Raw genomic sequence first — 25,908 nt, forward strand, 5'->3', positions numbered from 1 at the left:
CGGTGCGCCCGCCGGCGCCGCCGCGCGCCGCTCAGCCGCCGCCCGGGACGCGCTCGACGACCACGCTGGAATCGCAGCCCCGGCCGGCGGCGACGAAGCGCCGCGCCAGCCGCGCCAGCAACGGCGCCGCGCCACGCAGCAGCGGCGGCAGCCAGTCGGCAGGGGCGCTGATCAGGCCGCAGCGATAACGCGCCTCGGCCGGCGACCACGACAGCGCCGCGCAGGCCCCCCGGAGGCGCCGGCTCGCCAGCACCCCGGCCGGGCAGGGCTCGCTCAGGCAGCACACGCCGCAGCCGTTGCAGGGCCGGCCCTCCGGTGGCTTGGGGGGCGCATCGGGTCGGATGAGGATGACCTGGTCGGAAGGCATGGCTCCGATGATGGGGCGACCCCGCGCCGCCGAGGGTCCGAACAGGGGGTCGCGAAGGCGGCAACTCGGGGCTTCGGCCGCGCGGGGGCGCGGCGCGGACTCGCATAATGCCCGCCCGCATCGTTTTGCGCCGGCCGCCACCGGTCCACGCCCATGATCGTCCGCCCCCGCCCCCACTGGCTGCGCCTGCTGTTCGTCTGGCGCGGCTCGATCCTGCGCGACATCGCGCCGCAGCTGCTGGGCATGACGGCCTTCGCCATCGTCGTGACCGTGCTGCATGGCCGCTTCTTCGAGTGGAAGATCGCGCTGAACTTCGTGCCGTTCTCGCTCATCGGGCTGACCCTGGCGATCTTCCTGGGCTTTCGCAACAGCACCAGCTACGCGCGCTACTGGGAGGCACGCGTGCTGTGGGGCGGCCTGCTCAACGACACCCGCACGCTGGTGCGCCAGGCGCTGACGCTGAGCGGCGCGCCCGGCGAGGCCGCCGTGCTGGCCGCGCGCCTGACCGCCTTCGTCCATGCCCTGCGCCACCAGCTGCGCCAGACCGACCCGACGATCGACCTGGCGCGCCTGCTGCCGGCCGAGGACTGCGCGCGGCTGCGCGCGGCGCGCTGGAAGCCGGCCGTGCTGCTGCTGATGGCGGGCGAATGGCTGGGCGACCAGTACCGCGCGGGCCGGCTCGCCGCGCCGCTGGTGCAGGCCATGGAGCCGCCGCTGGGCCGCCTGACCGATGCCCTGGGCGGCTGCGAGCGCATCGCCGGGACGCCGATCCCGTTCACCTACGCGGTCATCATCCACCGCACGATCTATCTCTACTGCCTGCTGCTGCCGTTCGGGCTGGTGGACGCCATCGGCGCGACGACCCCGGTGATCGTGGCGTTCATCGCATACACCTTCTTCGCGCTGGAGGCGCTGGGCGCCGAGATCGAGGAGCCCTTCGGCCTGCAGCCCAACGACCTCGCGCTCGATGCCATGTCGACCATGATCGAGGGCACGCTGCGCGAGATGGCGGGCCTGCCGCCACTGCCCGCCGCGCCCGGCGCCGATCCGTTCATTCAGACCTGAACCAGCATCTCCCGCACCTTGTGGGCCAGCGCGTCGATGGTGAAGGGCTTGGCCAGCATGTCCATCCCGCTCGCCAGGAACTCGCCCCTGACCGCGGCCTTGCTGGCATAGCCGGTGATGAACAGCACCTTCAGGGCGGGCCGGCGCTCCCGCATCAGCTCGGCCAGGTCGCGCCCGTTGACACCGGGCAGGCCGACGTCGGTGATCAGCAGGTCGATGCCCTCGAGCCGCTCCTCCAGGGCCAGCGCGCTGGCCGCGTCGACGGCCTCGTGCGTCACGTAGCCCAGGTCGCCCAGGATCTCCGACAGCACCCGCCGCACGCCGGATTCGTCCTCGACGAACAGCACCGTCTCGCCCCGGCCCTGGGGCGAGCGCGCCACCGACTGCTCGCGGGTCACCGGCTGCTGCAGTGGCGCCAGGTTGCACGGCAGGTAGATGTTGACCGTGGTGCCCTCGCCGGGGATCGAGTGGATGCTGGCGTGCCCGCCGGTCTGGCGCGCGAAGCCATAGGTCATCGACAGCCCGAGCCCGGTGCCCCGGCCGATCGGCTTGGTGGTGAAGAACGGATCGAAGGCCTGCGCCACCACCTCGGGCGCCATGCCGCTGCCGTTGTCGGACACGCTCACCATCACATACTGCCCCGGCGCCACGTCAGGATGCATGGCGGCGTAGCCGGCGTCGAGTTCGCGGCTGCAGGTGGCGACGCGCAGCAGGCCCCCCTCGGGCATCGCGTCGCGCGCGTTGATGGTCAGGTTGAGCAGTGCGTTCTCCAGCTGGTTGCGATCGGAATTGACGCGCGGCAATCCTGGCTGGAGATGCAGCTCGAAGCGGATGCTCTCGCCGACGCTGCGCCGCAGCATGTCCTCCATGTCCGCGATCAGCCGGTTGACCTCGATCGCCTGCAGGTCGAGCGACTGCTTGCGCGAGAACGTCAGCAGCCGCTGGACCAGGGCGGCGGCGCTCTGGGCGGCGGTCGACGCCATCGTCAGGTAGCGTGGGAGGTCGCCCGTGCGTCCGCTGGCGACGCGGCGGTTCATCAGCTCCAGGCTCGCCGTGATGGTGGCGAGCAGGTTGTTGAAGTCGTGGGCGATGCCACCGGTGAGCTGCCCCATGGCTTCCATCTTCTGCGACTGGCGCAGTTGCTCCTGCGCGCTCTGCAGCGCCTCGGAGCGCTCCAGCACGCGTCGCTCCAGCGTGTCGTTGAGTTCGCGCACGGCCTCCTCGGCGCGATGGCGATCGGTCTCGTCGCGGGCGATCTTCAGGAAGCCATGCGGCTCGCCGGACGGACCGGTCGGCAGCATGTTGAGCGAGCCATTCATGAACACGCGCCGGCCGTCCTTGCACAGATGCCAGCGTTTGTCCGGCGCGCTGCCGTGCAGCGCCGCCGTGACCAGTTCCATGGCGTCGATTCCCGCCATCCGGTCCTCGGGCGTGAAGATGAGCGACACATGGCGCCCGATCGCCTCCACCGCCTCCCAGCCGAAGATGAGCTGTGCCCCGCCCGACCACTCCGTGATCACGCCGGCCCCATCGGTGGCGAGGATCGCGTGGTCGAGCGCGTTCTCGACCACCAGCCGCAGGCGCGCGTCGCGCTCGCTCGCATCGATCGGATGCTGCAGCACGGCCTCGACGACGCCCTGCGCGTCGAGCACCGGTGCATGCTGGATGCACCAATGGCGCGGCTCGAGCCCGCCGCCCCGCCCCGCCGGCAGGATGACGTCGTAGCGCCGCAGCGGCAGCGTTTCCGGCTGTCCATCGCGCAGCACGCGCTCGAGCGACGCGCGCACCAGCGCCAGCGTCTCGGCGTCGCCCAGGCAGACCTCGCCGACGTCGCGTCCCATGAGCTCGTCCAGCGCCCGGTGCGTCGACGCCAGGTAGGCGCGGTTGGCGGCGACGACGCGCATGGATCGGTCGAACACCAGGTAGGCCTGCGGTGCGGCGTCGAAGAGCGCTTGAGGATGGGGTGACATGCGGCGGATGAGACCCCGTGAGTGGAGAGGCGGAAGTCGAGCCGGTGGTGCGATGCAGTTCGCCGGGTAGGAAGTATGTCTTACCTGAGCCCTTGTACGTCGAGCGGACGATCGGCGTCGACGAATTCGGAGGCTGCTTGGCCGACGCCGGTTTTCTCCGCCGGACCACGCGTGGCGTGGCGGGCCGGCCCCAGTGTCGATCGGATGGATCTTCCGGACTGGCTGCCCCGCACGCTCAACCTCGTCGACCTGCTGCTCGCGGTCATCGTCCTCCTGGGCATCGCATCGGGCTGGCGCCAGGGTTTCGTGTCCGGCCTGCTCTCGCTGGCGACGCTGGCCACCAGTCTGTGGCTGGCGCTGGCCTGGCACGAACCCGTGGCCGCCTGGCTGGTCGACCAGGCCTGGGTGGTCGACCCCTGGGCCGCGCCGGTGGCCTTCGGCATCGTGCTGATCGGAGCCTCACTGCTCTTCGGCAGCATCGCGAGGGCCCTGATGCGGCGCACGCCATGGGCGGTGCACCGGCATGGCCTGAACCACCTGCTGGGTCTCGCGCCGGGCGCCATCACCGGCGCCATCCACGCGGCGGTGGTGGCGGTCCTGCTGCTGGCCTGGCCGCTGTCCGAGCGCATCGATGCCGAGGTCCGCGCCAGCACCTTCGCCGCGCATCTGAGTCGGCCCGCCGAGCTGCTGGAGGAGCGTCTGCAACCGATCTTCGAGCCCGCGGTGCGACGCACGATGCGTGGCGTGACGGTCGCGCCGGATTCGCAGGAATCGGTCAAGCTCCCCTACACGGTGGCCGATGCCAGGCCCCGGCCCGACCTCGAGGAGCGCATGCTGGCGCTGGTGAACACCGAACGCAGGGAGGCCGGCCTGCCGCCCCTGCAGGCCGATCCACAGGCCCTCGAGACCGCGCGGGCCCACTCGCGGGACATGTGGGCACGGGGCTATTTCTCGCACATCGATCCCGACGGTGGCAGCCCCTTCGACCGCATGCGCGCGAATGGATTGCGCTTTCGCGCGGCGGGGGAGAACCTGGCGTTGGCGCCGACCCTGCCGATGGCTCACCAGGGTCTGATGAATTCGCCGGGCCACCGGGCCAACATCCTGCAGCCCGCCTTCGGCCGGCTCGCCATCGGCATCCTCGACGGGGGCCGGTATGGCCTGATGGTCACCCAGACCTTCCGCAATTGATCGCCATCCGCGCGCTCGGGGGTGCAGTCGGCTGCCGCACGTCAGCGTGGCGCTCCGGTCATCCTGGCCTGTTCACCGACAGCGCGCCACGGCGACCTGCGCAACCTTGTCGTTTTCTTCGAAAGGCTTCGTGATGACCGTCCAGTACGTCGTTTCCATTTCCGGTGAATTGCTCTATTTCGACGCGGAGCGTCAGCCCGCTCCCGAATTTCCGCACGATGCCGACGACCCCGACAGCAAACCCGCGTTGAAATTGATCCCGGTGGAAAAGAAACCGGCCGCGCAGCCCGAATGGGACGACGCCCTGTCCCGCTACAGCGACGAACAGCGGATGTCGGCCGAGATCAGTGAAGTGATTCCGGGCTGACCCCATCAGACGGGAGAGTGCCGGCGCATCGCCGGCCTCGCGTGCGGATCCATCACGTGGACCCGTGCGCTCAACGCGGCATCGAGAGCGGCTGACGGGGTTCCAGCGACTGCCAGGTGCTCGCCTCACGCAACAGACGACGCGACTGCTTCAGCCGCTGTGCGATCGCGCATTCGAGGGGAGACGGTCGGAGAAGCGATCGCCCCCAGTTGAAGCAGGTGCGAAACGATCCTCTGGCCAGACGGCGACACTGATACATAGCGTTCCAAAACGTGAAATTTGAAACAATCTAGTTTCAACTATTCGTATTTTATGTCAGCCAATGCCTCGCTTGATGTCGGGATTTGCAGTATGCGTCTCAAGTCGCATCGATCACCGCTCCGACCGTCCGGCTCAACGTCTGGATGTCGAATGGCTTGCGCAGCACGATCGCGCCGGAGACACCGTCGAGCGCCAGCGTGTCGGAGTAGCCGCTGACGAAGACGATCGGCAGCCCCGGATTGCGCGCCTGGGCGATGCGTGCCACTTCGGCGCCATTGAGGCCCGGCATCAGGAAGTCGATGATCGCGACGGCCGGAGAGAAATCCTCGATCCGCTTCAGTCCCGATTCGCCATCCGAAGCCTCGCCCACCAGATAGCCCTCGTCCCGCAGGCCCTGCACGATCACGTCGCGCACGCCATCGTCGTCGTCGATGACCACGACGCGCCGCTGCGTCGACGCGGGCAGGGCCTCGAGCGCGGCGCGCTCGCTGTCCGGCGGCTCGACCACCGGTGAGGTCTCGGGAAAGCGCAGATCGATGGTGGTGCCGGCGCCGGGCTCGCTCTGGATCGTGAATTCGCCTCGGCACTGCATGACGAACCCGTAGACCTGCGCCAGTCCCAGCCCGGTGCCCTTGCCTTTCTCCTTGGTCGTGAAGAACGGCTCGGCCGCGCGCGCGGCCACCTCCGGCGACATGCCCTGGCCGTTGTCCGTGACCAGCACCCGCACACAGGGAGCGCCGTTGGCTCCCATGTGCCAGCGCTCGCAGCGGATGTCGATGACGCCGCCCTCGGGCATCGCATCCTTCGAGTTCAGCGCCAGATTGAGCAGCGACAGTTCGAGCTGATCCGAGTCGCACAGGGCCCAGGCGTCGGCCGCCTCGACCTGCAGCCGCAGCGTCACCGTCGGGCCGAGCGAGTTGCCAATCAGCTCGCGCGCGCTGACGATGACCGCTTCCATGGGGGTCGGCCGGATCGAGAGCTTCTGGCTGCGCGAGAAGGCCAGCAGCTGCTGCGTGACCTTGGCGCCCTTGGCCACCGCACCGGCCAGGTTGACCGTGTACTTGGACAGGGGATCGTCCGCCGGCATCTTGCGCTTGAGCAACTGCACGTTGCCGCTGATGGTCATGAGCAGGTTGTTGAACTCGTGCGCGATGCCCCCGGTGAGGTGGCCGACCGCCTCCAGACGCTGCGCCCGGTACATCGCGGCCTCGACCTTGGCGCGCTCGGCGCTTTCCGCCTTGAGCTGACGCGACTGGTCGACCAGTTGCTGCTGAGCCTGGCACATCACATCGGCCAGCGCCTCGTTCCTGGACTTGCGCTCGTCCTCGAGCGCGATCTGCCCACGGCCGTCCTTGAGCACCAGCAATGCCATCGGGATGATGGTGATGACGACGAACAGCGCCATCGCCGCATCGACCTCCAGCCGATGCAGGTAGACCGCCTGCACCAGCACCCAGCCCACGATCGGCGGCACCAGCATGAAGCCCAGCTGCCTTCGCGCCACGCCACCGGCGGCATAGGAGGAGGCCACCACGGCCGCCCAGCCCAGGTCCGGCCGCAGGACCAGGGACGCGATCGACAGCATGAAGATCGCGATGGCCGTCTGCATGGCCATGTTGCTGAACAACGCGATGCCCGACAGGTCATGCACGCCATAGGCGTAACCGAGCAGCGCCACGGTCGAGAGCACGACGCCGACGCCCGCGCTGAGGTCGGCGACGACGGACCGACCACTGAACAGGATGGACACCGCGATGCCGAGCAGTGCGACGGTCGTCGTGCGCGACGTGCGCCCCGCCATGCCGGAGAGCCGGAACACGTGCGTCGAGAGCACGCCGCTCACCTGATCGGTGCCGATCAGCACATAGCTGGCCAGCACCAGGATCGACAGTCCCGCGACCACCGCCGCCAGGGCGACACCCGCCGTTCGCCGACCGATGCTGCTGGCGAACAGGGAGCCCGCCAGCAGCACGATGCACAGCGTGGTGACGGTCGATATCGCCGGATAGCCCGGCCGCAACGTGACCAGCGCGGGAATATCGAATGCATACCCCACCCCGGCCAACGCGCCGATCAGCAGTGCGATGCCCGAAAAGGCATGGACGAATTTCATAGACGCAAATGAACGACTTAAAAATTAAAACAAAGGTTGAATCAATGGCCACTGTCCGTGCGGCAACTCCCACTGGAGGCAGGAACGGAAGTCATCGTATCTGCTGAATTGGTGAAGCCTGTGAATTCAAGTGGTCCATTACTCTCAATTTGGGCCGTGATTTTTTTGCCCTAATACTTAAGGGTTCTTTATTTGAATTGCGGCCGGCACGCACTTGATGCAAAAGTTATGCATGAGTCTCCGCCGAGATACGGCGATACGGCGATCTCGCTCAATCGTCCCAGCCGAAAACGAAGCGCGCCCGCGCGCGGGTGGCGGCGACGAGCCGGGCATTGGGCTCGTCGGTGCCGGCGACCCAGTCGACGGCGTCCTGCCGGCTGCGCCCGAATTGCTCATGGCGCCGCGTCAGCCGATCGGTGCGCAGGGAGTCGTCGACATCCACGTACCAGACGTCGTCGAGCAGGGCCGCGACATCCTCCCAGCCGCCATGGTCGAGCAGCAGGTAGTTGCCTTCCGTGATCACCAGCCGGGTCTCCGGCAGCACCGCGATGGCGCCGGCGATCGGTTCCTCGATCTCGCGGCGGAATTCCGGCGCATAGACGATCTCGTTGGGCGTCGCGTCGCGCATCCGCGCCAGCAGGGCGACATAGCCGGCGCTGTCGAAGGTGTCAGGCGCACCCTTGCGCCCGGCACGACCCAGGCGCCGGAGTTCCACGTTGGCGAGATGGAAGCCATCCATCGGCACGACCTGCGAAATGCCGGGGAACGCCTGCTGGAGCGCCAGGGCCAGTGTCGATTTGCCGGCGCCCGGCGCGCCCGCCAGCCCGAGCAGTTTGCGCCGGCCGTCCTGCAGCAGATCGCCCACGCGAGCGAGCGCGTGGGGGCCGAGGACGGGAGCGACCGGAGCCGCCGGCACGGTCGCGGCGGAGGTCGGAGAAACGGAACGATTCATGAATGGATCTCGAAGACGGAAGGGGTCTGGATTCTCTCCAGTCCGGATGCGGACTCGATGCGAGCGCACGCATCGCTGGTTCGCCGACCCGGCGTCATGGCAAGTGACGCATGGGTCCGCGAAAAATGTGAAGTTCGGTAAAGATAAGGGGTCGGACGCCGGCGCCCGGGTCGGTCGCGACAATGCCACCGCACACTTTGGTTCTTCTTCCAACCGCACCCCCACCCGCGAGTTCCATGCCCTATTCCGTCCGATTCGCGCCGCTGCGGCCGTCCTTCCGTGGCGCCCGATCCGGTCTCGCCATCTGTCTGATCGCCGGGCTCGCGGCCACCGGCTGCTCGCGCAGCGACAACGCCAGCAAGACGGCCGCCGCGCCGGCGCCGCGCGAGGTCGGCGTGGTCACCCTGCGGCCGGAGCGGCTGGCGTTCAACACCGAGCTCTCCGGCCGCACGGTGGCGCCGGTCATCGCCGAGATCCGGCCCCAGGTCGGTGGCATCGTGCAGAAGCGGCTCTTCAACGAGGGCTCGCTGGTCAAGGCCGGCCAGGCGCTCTATCAGCTCGACCCGGCCCCCTTCCAGGCCAGCTACGCCAGTGCCCAGGCCAACGTGCGCAAGGCCGAGTCGACGGCCGCGACGGCCCGCACGGTGGCGCAGCGCAATCGCGAACTGGTGAAGATCGACGCCATCAGCCAGCAGGTCAACGAATCGACCCTGGCCGCCGCCCAGCAGGCCGAGGCCGACGTGGCGGTGGCGCGCGCGGCCGAACAGACCGCGCGCATCAACCTGGGCTACACGCGCATCAATTCGCCCATCACCGGCTGGGTCGAACTCTCCAGCGTCACGCCGGGCGCCCTGGTCACGGCCAACCAGACGACCGCGCTGACCACGGTCCAGCAGCTCGACCCGGTCTACGTCCACGTGACCCAGTCCAGCGCCGAGCTGCTGCGCCTGAAGCGCGACCTGGCCGAAGGCCGGCTCGAGCGCGGCAAGGCGGACGAGGCGCCGATCCGCCTGCTGCTGGAGGATGGCAGCGTCTATCCGCATCCCGGCCGGCTGACCTTCGCCGGCGTCACCGTCGACGCCGGCACCGGCAGCGTCACGCTGCGCGCCGTGGTGCCCAATCCCGACCGCCTGCTGATGCCCGGCATGTACGTGCGCGCGGTGCTGCAGGAAGGCGTGAACGACGCCGCGCTGCTGGTGCCGCAGCAGGCCGTGACGCGCGCGCCCGACGGCAGCGCCTCGACCCTGGTGGTGGGAGCGGACGACAAGGTGGCGCGGCGTCCGATCAAGGTCGGCCGCGCGGTCGGCAACCGCTGGCAGTTGCTCGAGGGACTGGCCGCCGGCGATCGCGTGCTGGTGGAGGGTTCGCAGCGCGCCCGCGTGGGCGACACGGTGCGGGCCTCGGAGGTCGCGGCGCCCGCGGGCGCGGCCAGGCCCGCGCCCGCGGCCTCGGCGACGAAGTCGCCCGCCAGCGGCTCGCCGGGTCCGGTGGCCAGCGCCGCGCCGGCGCCCTCCGCCGCCCCGCCGAGCACGACGGCCATGCGCTGAAGGACCCGCCATGGCACGCTTCTTCATCGACCGACCCATCTTCGCCTGGGTCCTGTCCATCATCGTCATGCTCGCCGGGTTGATGTCGATCCGCTCGCTGCCGCTGGAGCAGTACCCCGACATCGCGCCGCCGCGCGTCTCCATCAACGCCACCTACACCGGCGCCTCGGCCAAGACGGTGGAGGACTCGGTCACCCAGGTGATCGAGCAGCAGATGACCGGCCTGGACAACCTGCTCTACCTGCAGGGCACCAGCAACTCCTCGGGCATCTCGCGCACCCAGCTGACCTTCAATGCCGGCACCGACATCGACGTCGCGCAGATGCAGGTGCAGAACAAGCTGCAGCAGGCCATGTCGCGCCTGCCGCAGGCGGTGCAGAGCCGTGGCGTCACGGTCACCAAGGGCGGCAACGACTTCCTGATGATCGTCTCGATGTACTCGGCCGATGGCAGCGCCGATGCCGTCGACGTCGGCGACTACATCACCAGCAACCTGATCGACGTCATCAGCCGCATCGATGGCGTGGGCGAGGTGCAGACGCTGGGCACGGGCTACGCCATGCGCATCTGGCTCGACCCCGACAAGCTGCGCAAGTACGCGCTGATGCCCTCGGACGTCAACAGCGCCCTGGTGGCGCAGAACGCGCAGGTCTCGGCCGGCCAGCTCGGCGCCCTGCCCGCCACCTCGCAGCAGCAGCTCAACGCCACCATCACCGCGCGCAGCAAGCTGCGCACGGCCGACCAGTTCAGGGCCGTGGTGCTGCGCGCGACGGCCGACGGCGCCGTGGTCCGGCTGCAGGACGTCGCGCGCGTCGAGCTCGGCGCCGAGAACCTGACCGTGCGCTCGCTGCTCAACGGTCGCCCCGGCGCCGGCATGGGTGTGGTGCTGGCCGACGGCGCCAACGCGGTGCGGGTGGCCGAGGCCGTCAACGCCAAGGTGGCCGAGCTGAAGCCGCTGTTCCCCAACCAGCTGGAGACCTTCGTCAGCTACGACACCACCCCCTTCGTCAGCGCGTCGATCGACGAGGTGGTCAAGGCGCTGCTCGAGGCCATGCTGCTGGTGGTGGTGGTGATGTATGTCTTCCTGCAGAACTTCCGCGCCACGCTGATCCCGGCCATCGCGGTGCCGGTGGTGCTGCTGGGCACCTTCGGCGTGCTGTCGGTGTTCGGCTACTCGATCAACACGCTGACCATGTTCGGCATGGTGCTGGCCATCGGCCTGCTGGTGGACGATGCGATCGTGGTGGTGGAGAACGTCGAGCGCGTGATGAGCGAGGAAGGCCTGTCGCCCAAGGAGGCGACGAGGAAGTCGATGGACGAGATCACGCCCGCGCTGGTGGGCATCGCGCTGGTGCTGTCGGCGGTGTTCATCCCGATGGCCTTCTTCGGCGGCTCGACCGGCGTGATCTATCGCCAGTTCTCCATCACCATCGTCTCGGCGATGGTGCTGTCGGTGCTGGTGGCCCTGACGCTGACGCCGGCCCTGTGCGCCACCCTGCTCAAGCCGATCGAGAAGGGCGCCCACACCTCGCACGGCGCGCCGCGCAGGGGCCTGATGGGCGGGGTCGATCGTTTCTTCGCCGGCTTCAACCGCCGCTTCGACAGCACCGCCGACCGCTACCAGGGCTTCGTCGGCGCCATCGTGCGGCGCGGCTGGCGCAGCCTGGCGGTCTACCTGGCGATCTGCATCGCGATGGCCGTGATGTTCCTGCGCCTGCCGACGTCCTTCCTGCCCGACGAGGACCAGGGCTTCGTGCAGGTCCAGATCACCCTGCCGCCGGGTTCCTCGAACGCCCGGCTTCAGCCCATCCTGGCCCAGGTCCAGGACTACTTCACCAAGCAGCCCGATGTCGTCAGCATCAACCTGCTGACCGGCCAGAACGGCGACCAGAGCTCGGCGCGGGCCTTCGTGCTGCTCAAGCCCTGGGCCGAACGAAAGGGCGCGGAGCACTCCGCCGCCGCCATCGCGCGTCGCGGCAGCCGGGACCTGGCGGCGATCCGGGACGCGCGCATCTTCGTCGTGCTGCCGCCGGCGGTGCGCGGCCTGGGCGCCAATGCCGGCTTCAACTTCTATCTCAAGGACCAGAACGGCCTCGGCCACGAGGCCCTGGTGAAGGCGCGCGACCAGGCGCTGCAGCTGCTCGGCCAGCGCCCGGAGATGGTGAACGTGCGCAGCAACAACCTGGAGGACACCCCGGAGTTCGCGGTCGACATCGACGATGCCCGCGCCGGCGCACTGAGCCTGACCACCACCGCCATCGACACCACGCTGTCCTCCGCCATGGGCGGCACCTATGTCAACGACTTCCTCAACAACGGCCGCGTCAAGCGCGTCTACATGCAGGGCGACACGGCATTCCGCATGCTGCCGGCCGACATCGGCCGCTGGAGCGTGCGCAACACGCTCGGCCAGATGGTGCCCTTCGGCGCCTTCTCGACCTCGCGCTGGAGCTATGGCTCGCCGCAGCTGGTGCGCTACAACGGCAGCCCGAGCTACGAGTTCGTGGGCGATGCCGCCGCCGGCGTGAGTTCCGGCGCGGCGATGGCGGCGGTGGAGGACGTGATGCGCCAGATGCCGCAGGGCATCGGCTACGAATTCACCGGCGCCTCGTTCCAGGAGCGGCTGTCGGGCGCGCAGGCGCCGATGCTCTATGCGATCTCGATCCTGTTCGTGTTCCTGTGCCTGGCCGCGCTCTACGAGAGCTGGTCGGTGCCGTTCTCGGTCATCCTGGTGGTGCCGCTGGGCATCGTCGGGGCGCTGCTGTTCACCGGACTGCGGGGCCTGACCAATGACGTCTACTTCCAGGTCGGCCTGCTGACCACCGTGGGCCTGTCGTCGAAGAACGCGATCCTGATCGTGGAATTCGCCAAGCAGCTCCAGGAGCAGGGCAAGAGCGTGATGGACGCCACGCTCGAAGCGGTGCGGCTGCGCCTGCGGCCGATCCTGATGACCTCGCTGGCCTTCGGCTTCGGCGTCCTGCCGCTGGCCCTGGGCACCGGCGCGGGCGCGGGCGGGCGCCAGTCGATCGGCACCGCGGTGCTGGGCGGCATGGTCGTCGGCACGGCGCTGGGCATCTTCTTCGTGCCGCTGTTCTTCGTGCTGATCCGCGGCTTCATCGAGCGCCGGAGCGCCCGGCGCCGCGAGACGCCGGAGCCGCCGCCGACCGGTGGCGAGACCGTGGCCGTGGCCGCATCGGGAGGTCGCTGATGCCGCGCCGCCCCGCTCCATTTCCGACGCCCGTCCAACCGTCTGCGTCGCTCGCGCCCCGGCCGCCGGCGCGATGCCTGCTCGTCGCCCTGGGCCTGCCGGCCCTCCTGCTCGCGGGCTGCGTGAACCTGGCGCCCCGGTCTGCGACGCCGGCGGCGCCGGTGCCCCAGGCCTGGGCCTCGGCGCCGGCGGCGACGGCCGCCGCGGCCGCTGCCAACGCGGCCACCGATGTCCCGCTGGACGCGCCGAGCGAGCTCGGCTGGCGCGACTTCTTCGTCGACGAGCGCCTGCGCGGCACGGTCGAACTGGCGCTGGCCAACAACCGCGACCTGCGCGTCGCCGCGCTGAACATCGAGCGGGCCCGCGCGCAATACGACATCGTGCAGGCGGCGGTCTTCCCGACGCTCACCGGTGGCGTCGCCGGCAGCCGTTCCCGCACGCCGGGCACGCTGGCCGCCAACGGGACGACGCGCCTGGCGACGCAGTACAGCGCCACCATCGGCCTGGCCAGCTACGAGCTCGACCTGTTCGGCCGCATCCGCAATCTCGGCGACGCCGCGCTGGAAGGCTTCTTCGCCACCGAGGACGCGAGTCGCAGCACCCGCATCAGCCTGGTGGCGGATGTCGCCACCGCGTGGCTCACCCTGGCCACCGACCAGCAGCGCCTGCGCCTGGCGCGCGACACGCTGGCCAGCCGGCAGAAGTCCTACGACCTGATCGAGCGCGGCTATCAGCTGGGCGCGCAGTCGGGCCTGGCGCTGGCCCAGGCCCGCAGCACCGTCGACACCGCCCGGGCCGATGCCGCCGCCTTCGACAGCCAGGTCGAGCAGGACCGCAACGTCCTGGCGCTGCTGGTGGGCACGACGCCGCCGGCCGAGCTGCTGCCGGTGCCGCCGGCCGGCGTGCTGGCGGCGACGCCGGTGGCCCGCCTGCTGGCGCCGCCGGCCGGCCTGCCCTCGGACATCCTGCAGCAGCGACCCGACGTGCGGGCCGCCGAGCACACCCTGCGCGCGAGCAACGCCAACATCGGCGCCGCGCGCGCCGCCTTCTACCCGCGCATCGCCCTGACCGGCTCGGGCGGCAGCGCCAGCAACAGCCTGTCGGGCCTGTTCAAGGAAGGCAGCGCCATCTGGAGCTTCACGCCGTCGATCAGCGTGCCGATCTTCGACGGCGGCGCCAATCGCGCCAACCTGCGCGTGGCCGAGGTGCAGCAGCGCATCCAGCTCGCGACCTACGAGAAGACCCTGCAGACCGCCTTCCGCGAAGTGGCCGACGCGCTGGCGGCGCGCCGCACGCTCGACGAGCGCCTGGCCGCGCAACGGTCGCTGCTGGCCGCCACCACGCGCGCCTTCGAGCTCTCGGACGCATTGTTCCGCGCCGGGGGCGGCGACTACTTCGTGGTGCTGGACGCGCAGCGCTCGCTCTACACCGCCCAGCAGTCGCTGCTCGCCCTGCAGCTGATCGAGCAGGCCAACCGGCTGACGCTCTACCGCGCACTCGGTGGCGGCTGGGTCGACGACGGCGCGCCGGCCGCCGCGGCGAACCGGCTGCGGACCACCTCGGCCACCGAGCTGCCGTCCGCCCCCGGCGGCTGATCAGGGGGCGGTCGGCGCGAGGAGCATGAACAGGCCCTCGATCGGCCGGCCCTGATCGTGGCGCACCGCGCCGCGCTCGACCCGCGACACCGCAAAGCCGTGCGCCCGCGCCAGTTCGCGCAGGTGGGCCTCGCCGTGGGCATAGCGCAGGCTCGGCAGCAACTGGAAGGACGTCGCCTCCGGCGTCGCCCGTTCGACCGAGAAGGCGAACAGTCCGTCGACCGCCAGCACCCGTCGCACGGCGGCGAAGACGGCCGACAGGTCGCCGATGTAGATGAAGACATCGGCGGCCGTCACGAGGTCGAAGTCCGTCGGCGCGGCTCGCAGGAATTCCACGACGTCCTGCCGCGCCAGGACATCGTAGGCCCCGGTCGCCTCGGCCTGCGCCAGCATGCGGCCCGACAGGTCGACGCCGCTGAGGTGCTGCACGCGGGAGCGCAGCAGACCGCCGCACAGGCCCGTGCCGCAGCCCAGGTCGAGCGCACGCGCGAATCGGCGACCGGGTGCCGCCTCCGCCACGGCCCGGGCCAGGATGTCGTGGGCGCGATAGTCGAGCACGTCGACCACGTGGCCGGCGAAGCTCTCGGCATAGTCGTCGAACAGGGTCTCCACGTACAGCGCGGGCGCGGCGGCCGGCGCCGTGCCGGCACCCACGGCGGCCAGGTAGTAGCCATGCAGCTCGGCGTCGGCGCCTTGCTCGCGCGCCTGCCGGAATGCGTGCGCGGCCTCGTCGACGCGTCCCCGCTCGCGCAGCAGCGTGCCGAGGTTGGTCCAGGCCGGCGCGTAGGCCGGGTCGGCCGCCACGGCGCGCTCGTAGGACGGCAGGGCCTGGGCATCGCGGCCCAGGCCCTGCAGCACCTGGCCGTGACGGAACCAGGGTGGAGCGGAGCCCGGCGCCAGCGCGCCGGCGCGCTCGAAGGATCGCAGGGCGTCGGCCGGCCGCGGCCCCATCGCCTCGGCATTGCCGCGATGGAACCAGGCCTCGACGTTGTCGGGCTCGATCGCCAGCACCTGCGACACCGCCTCCAGCGCGGCATCGGGTCGCCCCAGTTCGAGCCGCACCGCCGCCAGATTGATCAGCGTCGAGATCCGGCCCGGCGCCAGCCGCAGGCTGTCCTGGAACCGGGCCTCGGCCTCGGCGAAGCGCGACGCGGCCAGGTACGCCAGGCCTTCCATGAAGTGTCGACGGGCCGCTTCGAGGGCGGTGGCGGTAACGGGTTCGGTCATGGTGCTCCTCGCCGGCTGCGGATCCGGGCAGCGGATGACCACGGAATCGAGGCGCGCCGGTGACCCGCAGATTAATCCATGCGGGATGTCGGGGCGCGGCCGGACGGCGTGGTGTCGACGACGCGGCCGCTGCGCGCGGCCTCGCCGATGGCCTCGGTGATGCGCAGGTTTTCCAACGCATCGCGCGCGCTCACGAGCGGTGTCGTCTCGCCGCGTGCCACGGCGCGGAAGTGCGCCAGCTGGCGCACCAGCGGATCGGCGCGCTCCGCCTCGACCACCTCGGTGTCGAGCGGCGTCCACCAGGACCGGTCCTCGGCGCGAGCGTGGGTGCGCAGTCGCATCGTCGGGATCGACAGCGATCCGGCGGTGCCGGCGATCACGTAGCAGTCCTCGTCCGGGTAGGTGGCATAGGCCGCGTTCTCGCGCGAGGTCTGCTCCCAGCTGCGGGCGCAGGCCGCGGTGTCCGAGAGCATGAAGGTGCCCAAGGCCCCGCTGGCGAAGCGCAGGGCGATCGCCACCGTGTCCTCCACCGGGAAGCCGCGCACGGCATTCGAGGCGATGGCCTGCACGGCGACGATCTCGCCGCACAGCATGCGCAGGTTGTGCACCTCGTGGATCATGTTGATCAGGACCGGGCCGCCACCGGCCTGCCGGCGCCAGGGCGCATCGTCGAAATAGGCATCGGGCTTGTGGAAGACGGCGCTGCCCATCACGGCCACCAGGCGGCCGAGCCGGCCCTGGTCGATCAATTGCCGGGCCCGCGCCATGAGCGGACTGTGGGCGCGATGGTGGCCGACCAGGAGCCGGGCACCGCATGCCTCGACGGCCTCCACCAGTCGCTCGGCCTCGGCCACGGTCGGGGCGATCGGCTTCTCCAGCAGCGTGGGCAGGCCCGCCGCGACGCACCATAGGGCCTGCTCGACATGCAGCGCGTTGGGCGTGGCGAGGATCACGCCGTCGGGGCGCTGCGGACCGTCGCGCGGCAGGTCGTCGAGCGATGCGTACAGCGACACGCCATGGCGCTCGGCCAGTACACGCGCGGCGGGCGACGGATCGACGATGGCCGCCAGCCGGCAGTCCGGGGCATCGTCGATCACGCGCAGATGAGCCTGACCGATGACACCGGCACCAGCCACCACGATGCGGATCCGGTCATCGAATGGATTCATGGCTCGATTTTCGATCGGTTCCCTATCGGCTGGTGACCGAGCCCAAGATCATGGCCGGCCCGGGACGGGAACGGCCCGAGAAATCGAAGGCTCCGATGGCGTTCCTTCGTCACGGCCCACCGGGACGGCCGATGCCCGGCCGGACCCTACGTCGATACGCGGACGGCCATGCGCTCAACAGGCGGCGGCAACGGCGGCCCAAGGCACACAAAGGATGAACTTCCCAGACAGATTTTCAATAGAGTACTTTTGGTTTAACCGTCGCTGAGGTCAAAAATCAAATAGTTAAACCTAAGTTCTCATCTAAAAAATACGCCTTGGCAAAGCAATTCAATGATCTACGGAGTAGCCCCAATTCCGTGAAATGAGTCACAGACACAGAATCTTGACGAATGCATCATCGCAACATCATGAAAATTCTTATTCTCTTGGCAAGCGTCGCACTGACCTGGGGTCTGGTTGCTGCTTTCGGCTGGGTTTCCCTGGCCGTCTGCTTCGCTCTGGCCCTCGGCAGCCTGGTATTTTCCTCGGGCCCCGTGGAAGAAGAGACCGAAGGTCCCGCACGGCATCGCAAGGAAGGCTATTTCGATCCTTCCTCGGCAACCCAGGGCGGTCTTTGAAATCTTGAGCACCGGCTGAATTCCGGTTGCTCGATGTCGAGCCCGCGAATTCCATATTAATAATAACAATAAAAAACAATTAACGATGTTGATGGCGACTGCTTGACGTTTTTCAGCAGAGCCCTTGTGCCCGCTGATCAACGCTGAAATTTGCTGTATTGGAAAATGGTTCCCGCAGCAAGAGACATGCATTTTTTAGATTCAGGGCCCCGACATCGCGACAACTGAGACAGTGGCGCGTTCATTGGTGTCTCGGGGCTCGCATGGTCCGCTCGGCCATGCCACCGCCTCTCCCTTTCCCCCCGATCCCGCCCCGCCCCGCCATTTCTAAATGGTCATCGCCGTCCGGACCAGCCGGGCTATCGAGTCGATGAAACGCATCGGTCACATGCCATCGTCCGGGGGCAGATGGAATTCGTGCCAGATGCCGTTGAGAATGCCGAATCCCACGGCCAGGCCAATACCGAGGATCCACGTGAAGTACCACATGCGTGCTTCTCCTGCTTTCTTCTCTTGTTTCAATAAAGGTCCGGGCGCGTTTCGACGTGCAGGCTCGTGACCCTGCCCCGCATGACGCGAAGGGCCCAGGCCGTATAGGCCAGGACGATCGGCAGGAACACCACGGTGGCCAACAACATGATGCGCAGCGTGCGCGCGCTGGACGACGCGTTCCAGACCGTCAGGCTCGAATGCGCGTCGATGCTCGATGGCAGGATGAAGGGGAACATCGAGACCCCGACCGTCGCGATGATGCCGGCGCACGAGAGCGACGAGCCGGCGAACGCCAGGGACTCGCGCCGTCCCAGGATGCCGATCAGCGCCAGCAGCACGCCGACGATGCCCGACGCCGGCGCGATCAGGCAGGCCGGGGCCAGCGCGTAGTTGCGCAGCCAGGCGCCAGCGGCCTGCACGGCACTGGAGCGCAACGGGTTCGACGCCTCGTCGGTGATGGGCAGTCCTTCCAGCCGGAAGCCGATGCCGCCCCACGCGACCCAGGCCCCTCCCAGGACGAACAGCAGCAGGCTGCAGCAGCCCGCGACCACGGCGATCGACCGCGCTCGTCGATGGACCGGCCCGCGCTCCACCTTCAATGCCAGCCAGTTGCAGCCATGCAGAACCAGCATGGCCACCGACAGCACGCCGCACAGCAGCGCGAAGGGATGGAACAGTTCCCAGAAGCTGCCGAGGTAATGCACGCGCAGGTCGCTGTCGAGCCGGAACGGCACGCCGCCCAGCACATTGCCCACGGCGACGCCGAAGACCAGCGCCGGCACGAGTCCGCCGACGAAGAGCGCCCAGTCCCAGCGCGTGCGCCAGGCCGGATCGTTCCGCTTGGAGCGGTACTTGAAGCCGACGGGTCGCAGGATCAGCGCCGCCAGCACCACGAACATCGCCAGGTAGAAGCCGGAGAAGCTCACCGCATAGACGAACGGCCAGGCCGCGAACAGCGCTCCGCCGCCGAGGATGAACCAGACCTGGTGGCCCTCCCAGTTCGGGCCGATGGTGTTGATCACCATGCGGCGCTCGACGTCGGTGCGCGCCACGAACGGCAGCACGGCGCCCACGCCCAGGTCGTAGCCGTCGGTCAGGGCGAAGCCGATCAGCAGCACGCCCACGAGCGCCCACCAGATCAGGCGCAGGGTCTCGAAGTCCAGGAAAGTCATGTGCGATGTCGCCTTAGGCGGTGAGAGGTGAGGCCGGGAGCACGCCCGGCGCGGGCGCCGGATCGCCGACCGGGTCGTAGGGACCGTGGCGGATCGCCGCGAGCATGAGCCGCACCTCGATCACTGCCAGTCCGCCATACAGCACGGTGAAGCCGATCAGGGTGATCCAGAGCTGCGTGCGCGTCAGCGTCGAGGTCGCCAGGAAGGTCGGCAGCACGCCCTCGATGGCCCAGGGCTGCCGCCCCATCTCGGCGACGATCCAGCCGAGCTCGGCCGCGATCCAGGGCAAGGGCAGCGCCGCGACGGCGAGCCACCAGAACCAGCGCGCCCGCGTGTGTCGCCGCAGCGAACACAGGACGAAGGCGGTCGCGAACAGGGCCACCATGGCCAGGCCGATGGCCGCCATGATCCGGAAACTCCAGAACATCAACGGCACGCTGGGCACGGTGTCCCAGGCCGTCGCCGCGATCTGCCGCGGCGTGGCGTCGCGTGGATCCGCGACGACGCGCTTGAGCAGCAGGCCATAGCCCAGGTCGCGCCGGTGCTCCTCGAATTGCGCGCGCGCCAGCGCATCGCCGGGCGCGGTCTTCAGCCGCTCGACGGCATCGTAGGCCCGCACGCCCGAAGCGATGCGCTCCTCGGCCCGCCGGACCAGCTCGGACATGCCGGTCACCTCGCCATCCAGGCTGCGGGTGGCGATCAGGCCCAGCACCCAGGGGACCTGCACCTCGTAGCGCGTCTCGCGCAACTCGAAGTCGGGCAGTCCGAACAGCGTCAGGCCGGCCGGCGACGGCGCGGTGTGCCAGGCCGCCTCGATGGCGGCGAGCTTCATCTTCTGGTTGTCGGTCAGGGCATAGCCGCTCTCGTCGCCCAGCACCACCACCGACAGCGAGGCCGCGAGTCCGAATGCCGCCGCCACGGTCATCGAGCGGCGGGCGACCGCCACGAAGCGGTTCTGCAGCAGATACCACGCCGACACGCCCAGCACGAACACCGCCGCGATGACATAGCCCGCGCTCACGGTGTGCACGAACTTGGCCTGTGCGATCGGATTGAGCAGCACGGCGGCGAAGTCGGTGACTTCCATGCGCATGCTCTCGGGATTGAAGGCGGCGCCGACCGGGTTCTGCATCCAGCCGTTGGCCACCAGGATCCACAGCGCCGACAGGTTGGTGCCCAGCGCGACCATGAACGTGACCAGCAGGTGACCCAGCCGCGACAGGCGCTCCCAGCCGAAGAACATCACGCCGACGAACGTGGCCTCCAGGAAGAAGGCCATCAGGCCCTCGATGGCGAGCGGCGCGCCGAAGATGTCGCCCACGTAGTGCGAGAAGTACGACCAGTTGGTGCCGAACTGGAACTCCATCGTCAAGCCGGTCGCCACGCCCAGCACGAAGTTGATGCCGAACAGCTTGCCCCAGAAGCGCGTGATGTCGCGCCAGACCGGCCGCCCGGTCATCACGTAGATCGCCTCCATGATGACCAGCATGAACGACAGCCCGATGGTCAGGGGCACGAACAGGAAGTGATAGAGCGCGGTGAGCGCGAATTGCAGGCGGGAGATGTCGACGATGCCGGTGTCCATCGGGGTCCTCGGAGCGGGTCGCTCGTGATATGGCGCGACCTTAAGGGCCGGGCGCTCCAGCAACCTTGACCTGGATCAACGACCGGTCCGGACGGATCGACGATCGTCGGCGCATGGCCACTCCCACTCTCGCGCCGGTCGATCCCGCCACCACGGCCGGACGGCTGTTCCTGAAATCGCTGGAGCGCCGGGCGCCGGAACTCGATCGCACCACCGTGCTGCTGCTGGTCGACACGGCCGCCGCGATCGGCTTCGCCGGCGGCCTCGCGGGCGCCATCGCCGCGATTGCCGGGGGTGGCCACGGCCTCGCGGCATGGATCTCGCTGCTCGTGGCATCGGCACTGGCGCGCGGTCTCGCGGCGATGGGGGCCCGACGCCTCGGCGCGCGGGTCTCGGGACGGGCCAGGACCGACCTCCGTCAGGGCCTGGTGCGGCAGGTGCTGGGACGCACCGCCGGCACGGGTGCCGGCGCCGACGCCCGCGCAGCGCCGGACACGGACGGTGGTGGTCGCCTGATGCAGCTGGCCGTCGACGAGGTCGATGCGCTCGATGGCTACCTGGCACGCTTCGTCCCGGCGCGGCGGGCCGCCGTGGTGGCGCCCTTGCTGGTGCTGGGCGCCGTCGCCTGGGCCAGTCCGGTGACGGCGGCGATCCTCGCCACGACGCTGATTCCGTTCATGCTGCTGCTGATGCTGGCGGGCGCAGCATCGGCGAGCGAGTCGCGCCGCCAGTTCGAGGCGCTGTCGCGACTCTCCGGCGTCTTCGCGGATCGGCTGCGCGCCTTGCCGGTGGTGCTGGCCTTCGGTGCGCGGCCGCGCGTCGCGCAACACCTGGCCGAGGCCTCGGCGCAGGTGGCGCGACGCACCCTGCGCGTGCTGCGCCTGGCGTTCCTGTCGTCGGCGGTGCTGGAATTCTTCTCGGCGCTGTGCGTGGCGCTGGTCGCCGTCTACACCGGCTTCGCCCTGCTGGGCCTGCTGCCGTTCCCGGCGCCGGAGCGGCTGACCCTGGCGAGCGCCTTCTTCGTGCTGGCGCTCGCGCCCGAGTTCTACGCCCCGCTGCGGCGGCTCGCGGCGGCCTATCACGACCGGCAGGCGGCCCAGACCGCCGCCGAGCGACTGGCCGCCTTCGACACGTCGTTCGTGGCATCGAAGCCATCGGTACCCCGGCAACGGGCCGCGGCGATGCCGGGGTGCAGGCCGCCCGGCCTGCGCTTCGAGCACCTCACGGTGCATCACGCCGGACAGCCGCTGCCGGCCGTGCGCGACCTGTGCCTGGACATCGCGCCCGGCCAGACCGTGGCGCTCGTCGGCCCGTCCGGCAGCGGCAAGACCAGCGTGCTGCGCGCGTTGATGGGCGCGGCGCCACGGACGGCCGGCCGCATCCTGCTCGATGGCGAGATGCTCGCCCCCGACGAGACGCTGGCCGGGCGCGCGGCGTGGATGAGCCAGGCGCCGTTGATCGTGCCCGGCACGCTCGAGGACAACCTGCGCCTGACCCGGCCCGAGGCCTCGCCCCGGGCGCTGGCGGACGTGATCCGGCTGACCGGCCTGGAAGCGATGCGGGCGCGGCGCGACGGCGGCGCGTCGACGCGGCTCGACGATCGCGCCAGCGGCGCCTCCGGCGGCGAACTCCGACGCATCGCGCTGGCACGCGCGCTGCTCGACCCGGCCTCGCTGTGGCTGCTCGACGAACCGACCGCCCACCTCGACATGGCGGCCGAGACCGAACTGATCGACCTGCTGGCCCGCACCCGCGCCGGGCGCACCACCGTGATCGCGACGCACAGCGAACGGCTCGCCGCCATCGCCGACGTGGTGGTCCGGCTGGAGGCTCCGGCGTGAGCGGGTCGCTCGCCACGCTGCTGGCCACGCAACGTCGCCGTCATCGTCGGACCTGGCGCCAGGCCGGCCTGTGCGCGGCGCTGGCGGCCGTGGCCTCGGTCGCATTGCTGGGCGTATCGGGCTGGTTCCTCGCCAGCGCGGCGGCGGCGGGCGGCGCGGGCCTGGCGGCCGCCACAGCCTTCAACTACCTGCTGCCGAGCGCCTGCATCCGGCTGCTGGCCATCCTGCGGACCGGAGCGCGCCATGGCGAGCGCCTGCTCGGACACGCGAGCGCGCTGCGCACCATGGCCCACCTGCGCCCGATGCTGTTCGATGCCCTGTGCGCGGCGCGCGGACGACGCGCTCCGGCTGCGTCATCGACGACGACGGTGACGACCGGCGAGGCCACGACGGCGCTGATGCAGGACCTCCGGACGATCGAGGACCATCTGATCCGCGGCACCGCCGTGCGCGGGGCGCTCGCCGCGCTGGCCTGCGGTGCGGCGCTGGTCGCGCTGGCCGGCTGGCCGGCGCTGCTGGTGCTCGCCATGGCGGCGCTGCTGATCGCCGCATCGATCCGGCATCTGAGCCGGCGCGCGCGCGCCGCCGCCCGGGCCGTGCGCGAAGCCACCGGCGCACTCAAGGAGGAACTCGGTCGTCTCGCCGCCGCCGACGTGGAACTGCGGTGCTACGGACTCGAATCCTGGGCGCACGCGCGCATCGCCGCATCGAGCCGGACGATCGAAGTCCACCAGGGCCGTCTCGCCCGTGTCGACGGCTGGATCGACGCCGTGCTGCCCGCCGTCGCCGGCCTGGCCGTCGCCGCGACCATCGCCCTGACGTGGCAGGCCGGCGCTCCGCTCGCGGCGCTCGCCGCACTGGCGATGCTCATGGCGCTGGAGGGCCTGGGTCCGTGGACGCGCGGCTTCGCTCAGCGCGGCGCGGTCCAGGTCGCCACCCGCCATCTCGACCGGCTGCTGGACCCGCAGCGGACGGCGGATGCAACGGCCACGGCCACTCCCTGCGGTCCATCGGTCGTCCCGGATCACGAGTCACCCCACGTGGCACCCTGCATCGATCTGCGGCGACCGGTCCGCGCGCATCTGCGCGCCGGCGACCGCATCGCCCTGGTCGGCCCGTCCGGCTGCGGCAAGACCACCCTGGTCGAGCAGCTCCTGGGCCTGCGCCCCATCGACCCCGGAACCGTTCTCGTCGATGGCGTCGACCTGGCCGACCGCGACCTCGATCCCGACCTGCTGCGACGCGCCTTCGCCTGGTCGCCCCAGGACGCGCTGCTGCTGGGCGCGACGGTGCGCGAGAACCTGGCGCTGGCCGGCGCCGACATCGACGAGACCGCGATGTGGCTGGCATTGCGCGACGCCGCGCTGGACGAGCGCGTGCGCGCCCTGCCACAGGGCCTGGACACCTGGCTGGGCGAGGACGGCGCGCGGCTGTCGGGCGGCGAGCGGCGGCGCCTGTCCCTGGCGCGGGCCTGCCTGTCCGAGGCGCCCTGGCTGCTGCTGGACGAGCCGACCGAAGGCCTGGACGCCGTCACCGAGGCCCGCGTGGTCGAGCGCCTGGCGCGCCGGCTCGAGCGCACGCGGCAAGGCCTGATCCTGGTGTCGCACCGCCCCGCCCCGCTCGCGCTGTGCCACGACGTCGTCCGCCTGGACGCGTCGCCGGCCCCCCGCCGCCCGGCACGCCCTACAGGACGCGCGAGTACTGCGCGCGCGCCGCGTCGGCCTGCAGGTAGCGGTCGAACACCATGGCGATCGAGCGCACCACGTACCACCCCGATGGCGTGACGACGATGGCGCCCGGCTCCAGCGCCACCAGGCCCTGGTCGGCCATCGGCCGCAGCAGCTCGAGCTCGGCGTGGAAGGCTTTCTCCATGTCGATCAGGCAGGACTGCGCGATGGTCTCGTACTCCACCCGGCCCTGGCACATGAGCGCCATGATGATGTGGCGCCGCGTCAGGTCGTCGCGCGAGCAGGCCAGACCGCGCGCCACGGGGAAGCGTCCCTGGCGCAGTGCGTCGCCCCAGTCGGCGAGCGACTTCTCGTTCTGGCTGTAGCAGCCCGCCACCTGGCCGATGGCGGAGACGCCCAGCCCCAGCAGGTCGGCGGCGGGCTGGTCGGAGTAGCCCTGGAAATCCCGATGCAGACGACCCTGCCGGCGGGCGACGGCCAGGGCATCGCCGGGCAGCGCGAAGTGATCCATGCCGATGTGCTCGTAGCCGGCCGCGCTCAGGCGGCCCGATGCGTTCGCCAGCATCGCCAGGCGCTGCGCGGGTGATGGCAGCGTGGCCGCGTCGATGTGGCGCTGCGGCTTGAAGCGCCGCGGCAGGTGCGCATACGCATAGAGCGCGATGCGGTCCGGGCGCAGGCGGCAGACCTCCTCGATCGTCGTGGCGAAGCGCTCCGGCGTCTGCCGGGGCAGGCCATGGATCAGGTCGATGCTGGTCGAGCGCAGACCGAGCTCGCGCGCCCGCGCGATCAGGCGCTCCACGCTCTCCAGGCTCTGCTCGCGATGCACCGCGCGCTGGACCTCCGGATCGAGATCCTGCACGCCCAGCGACAGCCGGTTGAAGCCCATGGCGGCCAGGCGTTCGAGCCGCTCGGCATCGGCGGTACGGGGGTCGACCTCGATCGACCATTGCGCGTCCGGCTCGATCGCGAACGCCTGGCGCAGCCGTCGCGCCAGCGCCGCCAGCTGCGCGTCGGACAGGAAGGTCGGCGAGCCGCCGCCCAGATGGATGCGCGAGACCGGCGCGCCCAGGCCCAGCGCCCGCTCGTGCAATGCGATCTCCAGCATCAGCAGCCGCAGGTAGTCGTCGGCGCGCTCGTGCCGGCGCGTCACGATCTTGTGGCAGGCGCAATAGAAGCAGACCGACTCGCAGAACGGGATGTGCACATACAGCGACATCGGCCGCGATGCCGTGCCGCGGCCCTCGCGGCGCGCGGCCAGCGCCCGCGCGTAGTCGTCGGCGCCGAAGGCCTCGACGAAGCGGTCGGCCGTCGGATAGGAGGTGTAGCGGGGACCGGGGCCGCCGTAGCGGGCCATCGTTTCGGGTCCGGGATAGGGGCCGGTGCGGATCGGGGAGGGATGCATCGGACGACTGTGCCGCGATCGGCGTCCCATTCCCTTGACCGAAGTCAACCGGGATGCACGCCGTCGATGCATACTG

19 protein-coding genes are annotated in these 25,908 nt (G+C 70.1%); 9 read left to right on the plus strand and 10 right to left on the minus strand.

From position 1 onward, the window contains the following. Positions 1 to 31 precede the first annotated feature (31 nt). Positions 32 to 367 carry a hypothetical protein gene (locus AC1MLT_RS18810; protein ID WP_481035657.1) on the minus strand — a complete coding sequence of 112 codons (336 nt, stop codon included), beginning with the start codon at positions 365 to 367 and terminating at the stop codon, positions 32 to 34. 153 nt (positions 368 to 520) lie between these two features. Between AC1MLT_RS18810 and AC1MLT_RS18815 the strand changes: the two genes are divergently transcribed. Next, positions 521 to 1,432 (plus strand): bestrophin family protein, encoded by a 912-nt coding sequence (locus AC1MLT_RS18815; protein ID WP_481035658.1) that lies wholly within the window; start codon positions 521 to 523, stop codon positions 1,430 to 1,432. Here the strand turns inward: AC1MLT_RS18815 and AC1MLT_RS18820 are convergent. Continuing rightward, positions 1,423 to 3,402: an ATP-binding protein gene (locus AC1MLT_RS18820; protein ID WP_481035660.1), complete on the minus strand. Its 1,980-nt coding sequence runs from the start codon at positions 3,400 to 3,402 to the stop codon at positions 1,423 to 1,425. The two genes, AC1MLT_RS18815 and AC1MLT_RS18820, sit on opposite strands and share 10 nt — an antisense overlap. A 204-nt stretch (positions 3,403 to 3,606) precedes the next feature. Between AC1MLT_RS18820 and AC1MLT_RS18825 the strand changes: the two genes are divergently transcribed. Next, a complete protein-coding gene (locus tag AC1MLT_RS18825) occupies positions 3,607 to 4,593 on the plus strand; it encodes a CvpA family protein (protein WP_481035661.1) in 987 nt (328 codons plus the stop codon). 133 nt (positions 4,594 to 4,726) lie between these two features. Then, complete coding sequence (locus tag AC1MLT_RS18830) at positions 4,727 to 4,960, plus strand: hypothetical protein (RefSeq protein WP_481035663.1); 234 nt, start codon at positions 4,727 to 4,729, stop codon at positions 4,958 to 4,960. A 358-nt stretch (positions 4,961 to 5,318) separates the two neighbouring features. Here AC1MLT_RS18830 and AC1MLT_RS18835 read toward each other — a convergent pair whose 3' ends face one another. Further along, positions 5,319 to 7,334, minus strand: a complete 2,016-nt coding sequence (locus tag AC1MLT_RS18835; protein ID WP_481035665.1) for an ATP-binding protein — start codon at positions 7,332 to 7,334, stop codon at positions 5,319 to 5,321. A 271-nt stretch (positions 7,335 to 7,605) separates the two neighbouring features. Continuing rightward, the gene (locus AC1MLT_RS18840; RefSeq protein ID WP_481035666.1) at positions 7,606 to 8,286 is read right to left on the minus strand and encodes a nucleoside/nucleotide kinase family protein; all 681 of its coding nucleotides are present in this window, start codon (positions 8,284 to 8,286) and stop codon (positions 7,606 to 7,608) included. Between the two features lie 236 nt (positions 8,287 to 8,522). Here AC1MLT_RS18840 and AC1MLT_RS18845 point away from each other — a divergent pair, with 236 nt between their 5' ends. From AC1MLT_RS18845 to AC1MLT_RS18855, 3 genes are read left to right on the plus strand one after another with little or no spacing between them, the layout of a single operon-like run. Further along, entirely contained in the window at positions 8,523 to 9,833 is a 1,311-nt protein-coding gene (locus AC1MLT_RS18845; RefSeq protein ID WP_481035667.1) for an efflux RND transporter periplasmic adaptor subunit, read from the plus strand. A 10-nt stretch (positions 9,834 to 9,843) separates the two neighbouring features. Continuing rightward, a complete protein-coding gene (locus AC1MLT_RS18850; protein ID WP_481035668.1) occupies positions 9,844 to 13,041 on the plus strand; it encodes an efflux RND transporter permease subunit in 3,198 nt (1,065 codons plus the stop codon). Beyond that, positions 13,041 to 14,636: an efflux transporter outer membrane subunit gene (locus AC1MLT_RS18855; RefSeq protein ID WP_481035670.1), complete on the plus strand. Its 1,596-nt coding sequence runs from the start codon at positions 13,041 to 13,043 to the stop codon at positions 14,634 to 14,636. Before AC1MLT_RS18850 ends, AC1MLT_RS18855 begins: the two co-directional genes overlap by 1 nt. Here AC1MLT_RS18855 and AC1MLT_RS18860 read toward each other — a convergent pair whose 3' ends face one another. Continuing rightward, a complete protein-coding gene (locus AC1MLT_RS18860) occupies positions 14,637 to 15,863 on the minus strand; it encodes a tetratricopeptide repeat protein (protein ID WP_481035671.1) in 1,227 nt (408 codons plus the stop codon). It lies immediately after the preceding gene. A 71-nt stretch (positions 15,864 to 15,934) separates the two neighbouring features. Further along, entirely contained in the window at positions 15,935 to 17,032 is a 1,098-nt protein-coding gene (locus AC1MLT_RS18865; RefSeq protein WP_481035672.1) for a Gfo/Idh/MocA family protein, read from the minus strand. A gap of 392 nt (positions 17,033 to 17,424) precedes the next feature. On the opposite strand from AC1MLT_RS18865, the gene AC1MLT_RS18870 reads away from it, so the two are divergent. After that, positions 17,425 to 17,652, plus strand: coding sequence for a hypothetical protein (locus AC1MLT_RS18870; RefSeq protein WP_481035674.1), 228 nt, complete (start codon positions 17,425 to 17,427; stop codon positions 17,650 to 17,652). 384 nt (positions 17,653 to 18,036) lie between these two features. Here the strand turns inward: AC1MLT_RS18870 and cydX are convergent, their stop codons facing one another. Genes cydX through AC1MLT_RS18885 form a run of 3 tightly spaced genes read right to left on the minus strand, consistent with a single transcriptional unit; the run spans position 18,037 to position 20,901 of the window. Continuing rightward, positions 18,037 to 18,141 carry a cytochrome bd-I oxidase subunit CydX gene (gene cydX / locus AC1MLT_RS18875; protein ID WP_481035675.1) on the minus strand — a complete coding sequence of 35 codons (105 nt, stop codon included), beginning with the start codon at positions 18,139 to 18,141 and terminating at the stop codon, positions 18,037 to 18,039. 29 nt (positions 18,142 to 18,170) lie between these two features. Then, positions 18,171 to 19,316, minus strand: coding sequence for a cytochrome d ubiquinol oxidase subunit II (gene cydB / locus AC1MLT_RS18880; RefSeq protein ID WP_481035676.1), 1,146 nt, complete (start codon positions 19,314 to 19,316; stop codon positions 18,171 to 18,173). A 13-nt stretch (positions 19,317 to 19,329) separates the two neighbouring features. After that, entirely contained in the window at positions 19,330 to 20,901 is a 1,572-nt protein-coding gene (locus AC1MLT_RS18885; protein ID WP_481035678.1) for a cytochrome ubiquinol oxidase subunit I, read from the minus strand. 113 nt (positions 20,902 to 21,014) lie between these two features. Here AC1MLT_RS18885 and cydD point away from each other — a divergent pair, with 113 nt between their 5' ends. Together cydD and AC1MLT_RS18895 are read left to right on the plus strand one after the other, a co-directional pair. Further along, entirely contained in the window at positions 21,015 to 22,742 is a 1,728-nt protein-coding gene (gene cydD, locus AC1MLT_RS18890; protein WP_481035679.1) for a thiol reductant ABC exporter subunit CydD, read from the plus strand. Then, positions 22,739 to 24,526: an ATP-binding cassette domain-containing protein gene (locus AC1MLT_RS18895; protein ID WP_481035680.1), complete on the plus strand. Its 1,788-nt coding sequence runs from the start codon at positions 22,739 to 22,741 to the stop codon at positions 24,524 to 24,526. Before cydD ends, AC1MLT_RS18895 begins: the two co-directional genes overlap by 4 nt. Here AC1MLT_RS18895 and hemN read toward each other — a convergent pair. Beyond that, entirely contained in the window at positions 24,426 to 25,832 is a 1,407-nt protein-coding gene (hemN, locus tag AC1MLT_RS18900) for an oxygen-independent coproporphyrinogen III oxidase (RefSeq protein WP_481035681.1), read from the minus strand. The genes AC1MLT_RS18895 and hemN overlap by 101 nt on opposite strands. Positions 25,833 to 25,908: the final 76 nt, after the last annotated feature.

It is taken from the genome of Variovorax sp. PEI5, assembly GCF_056679935.1.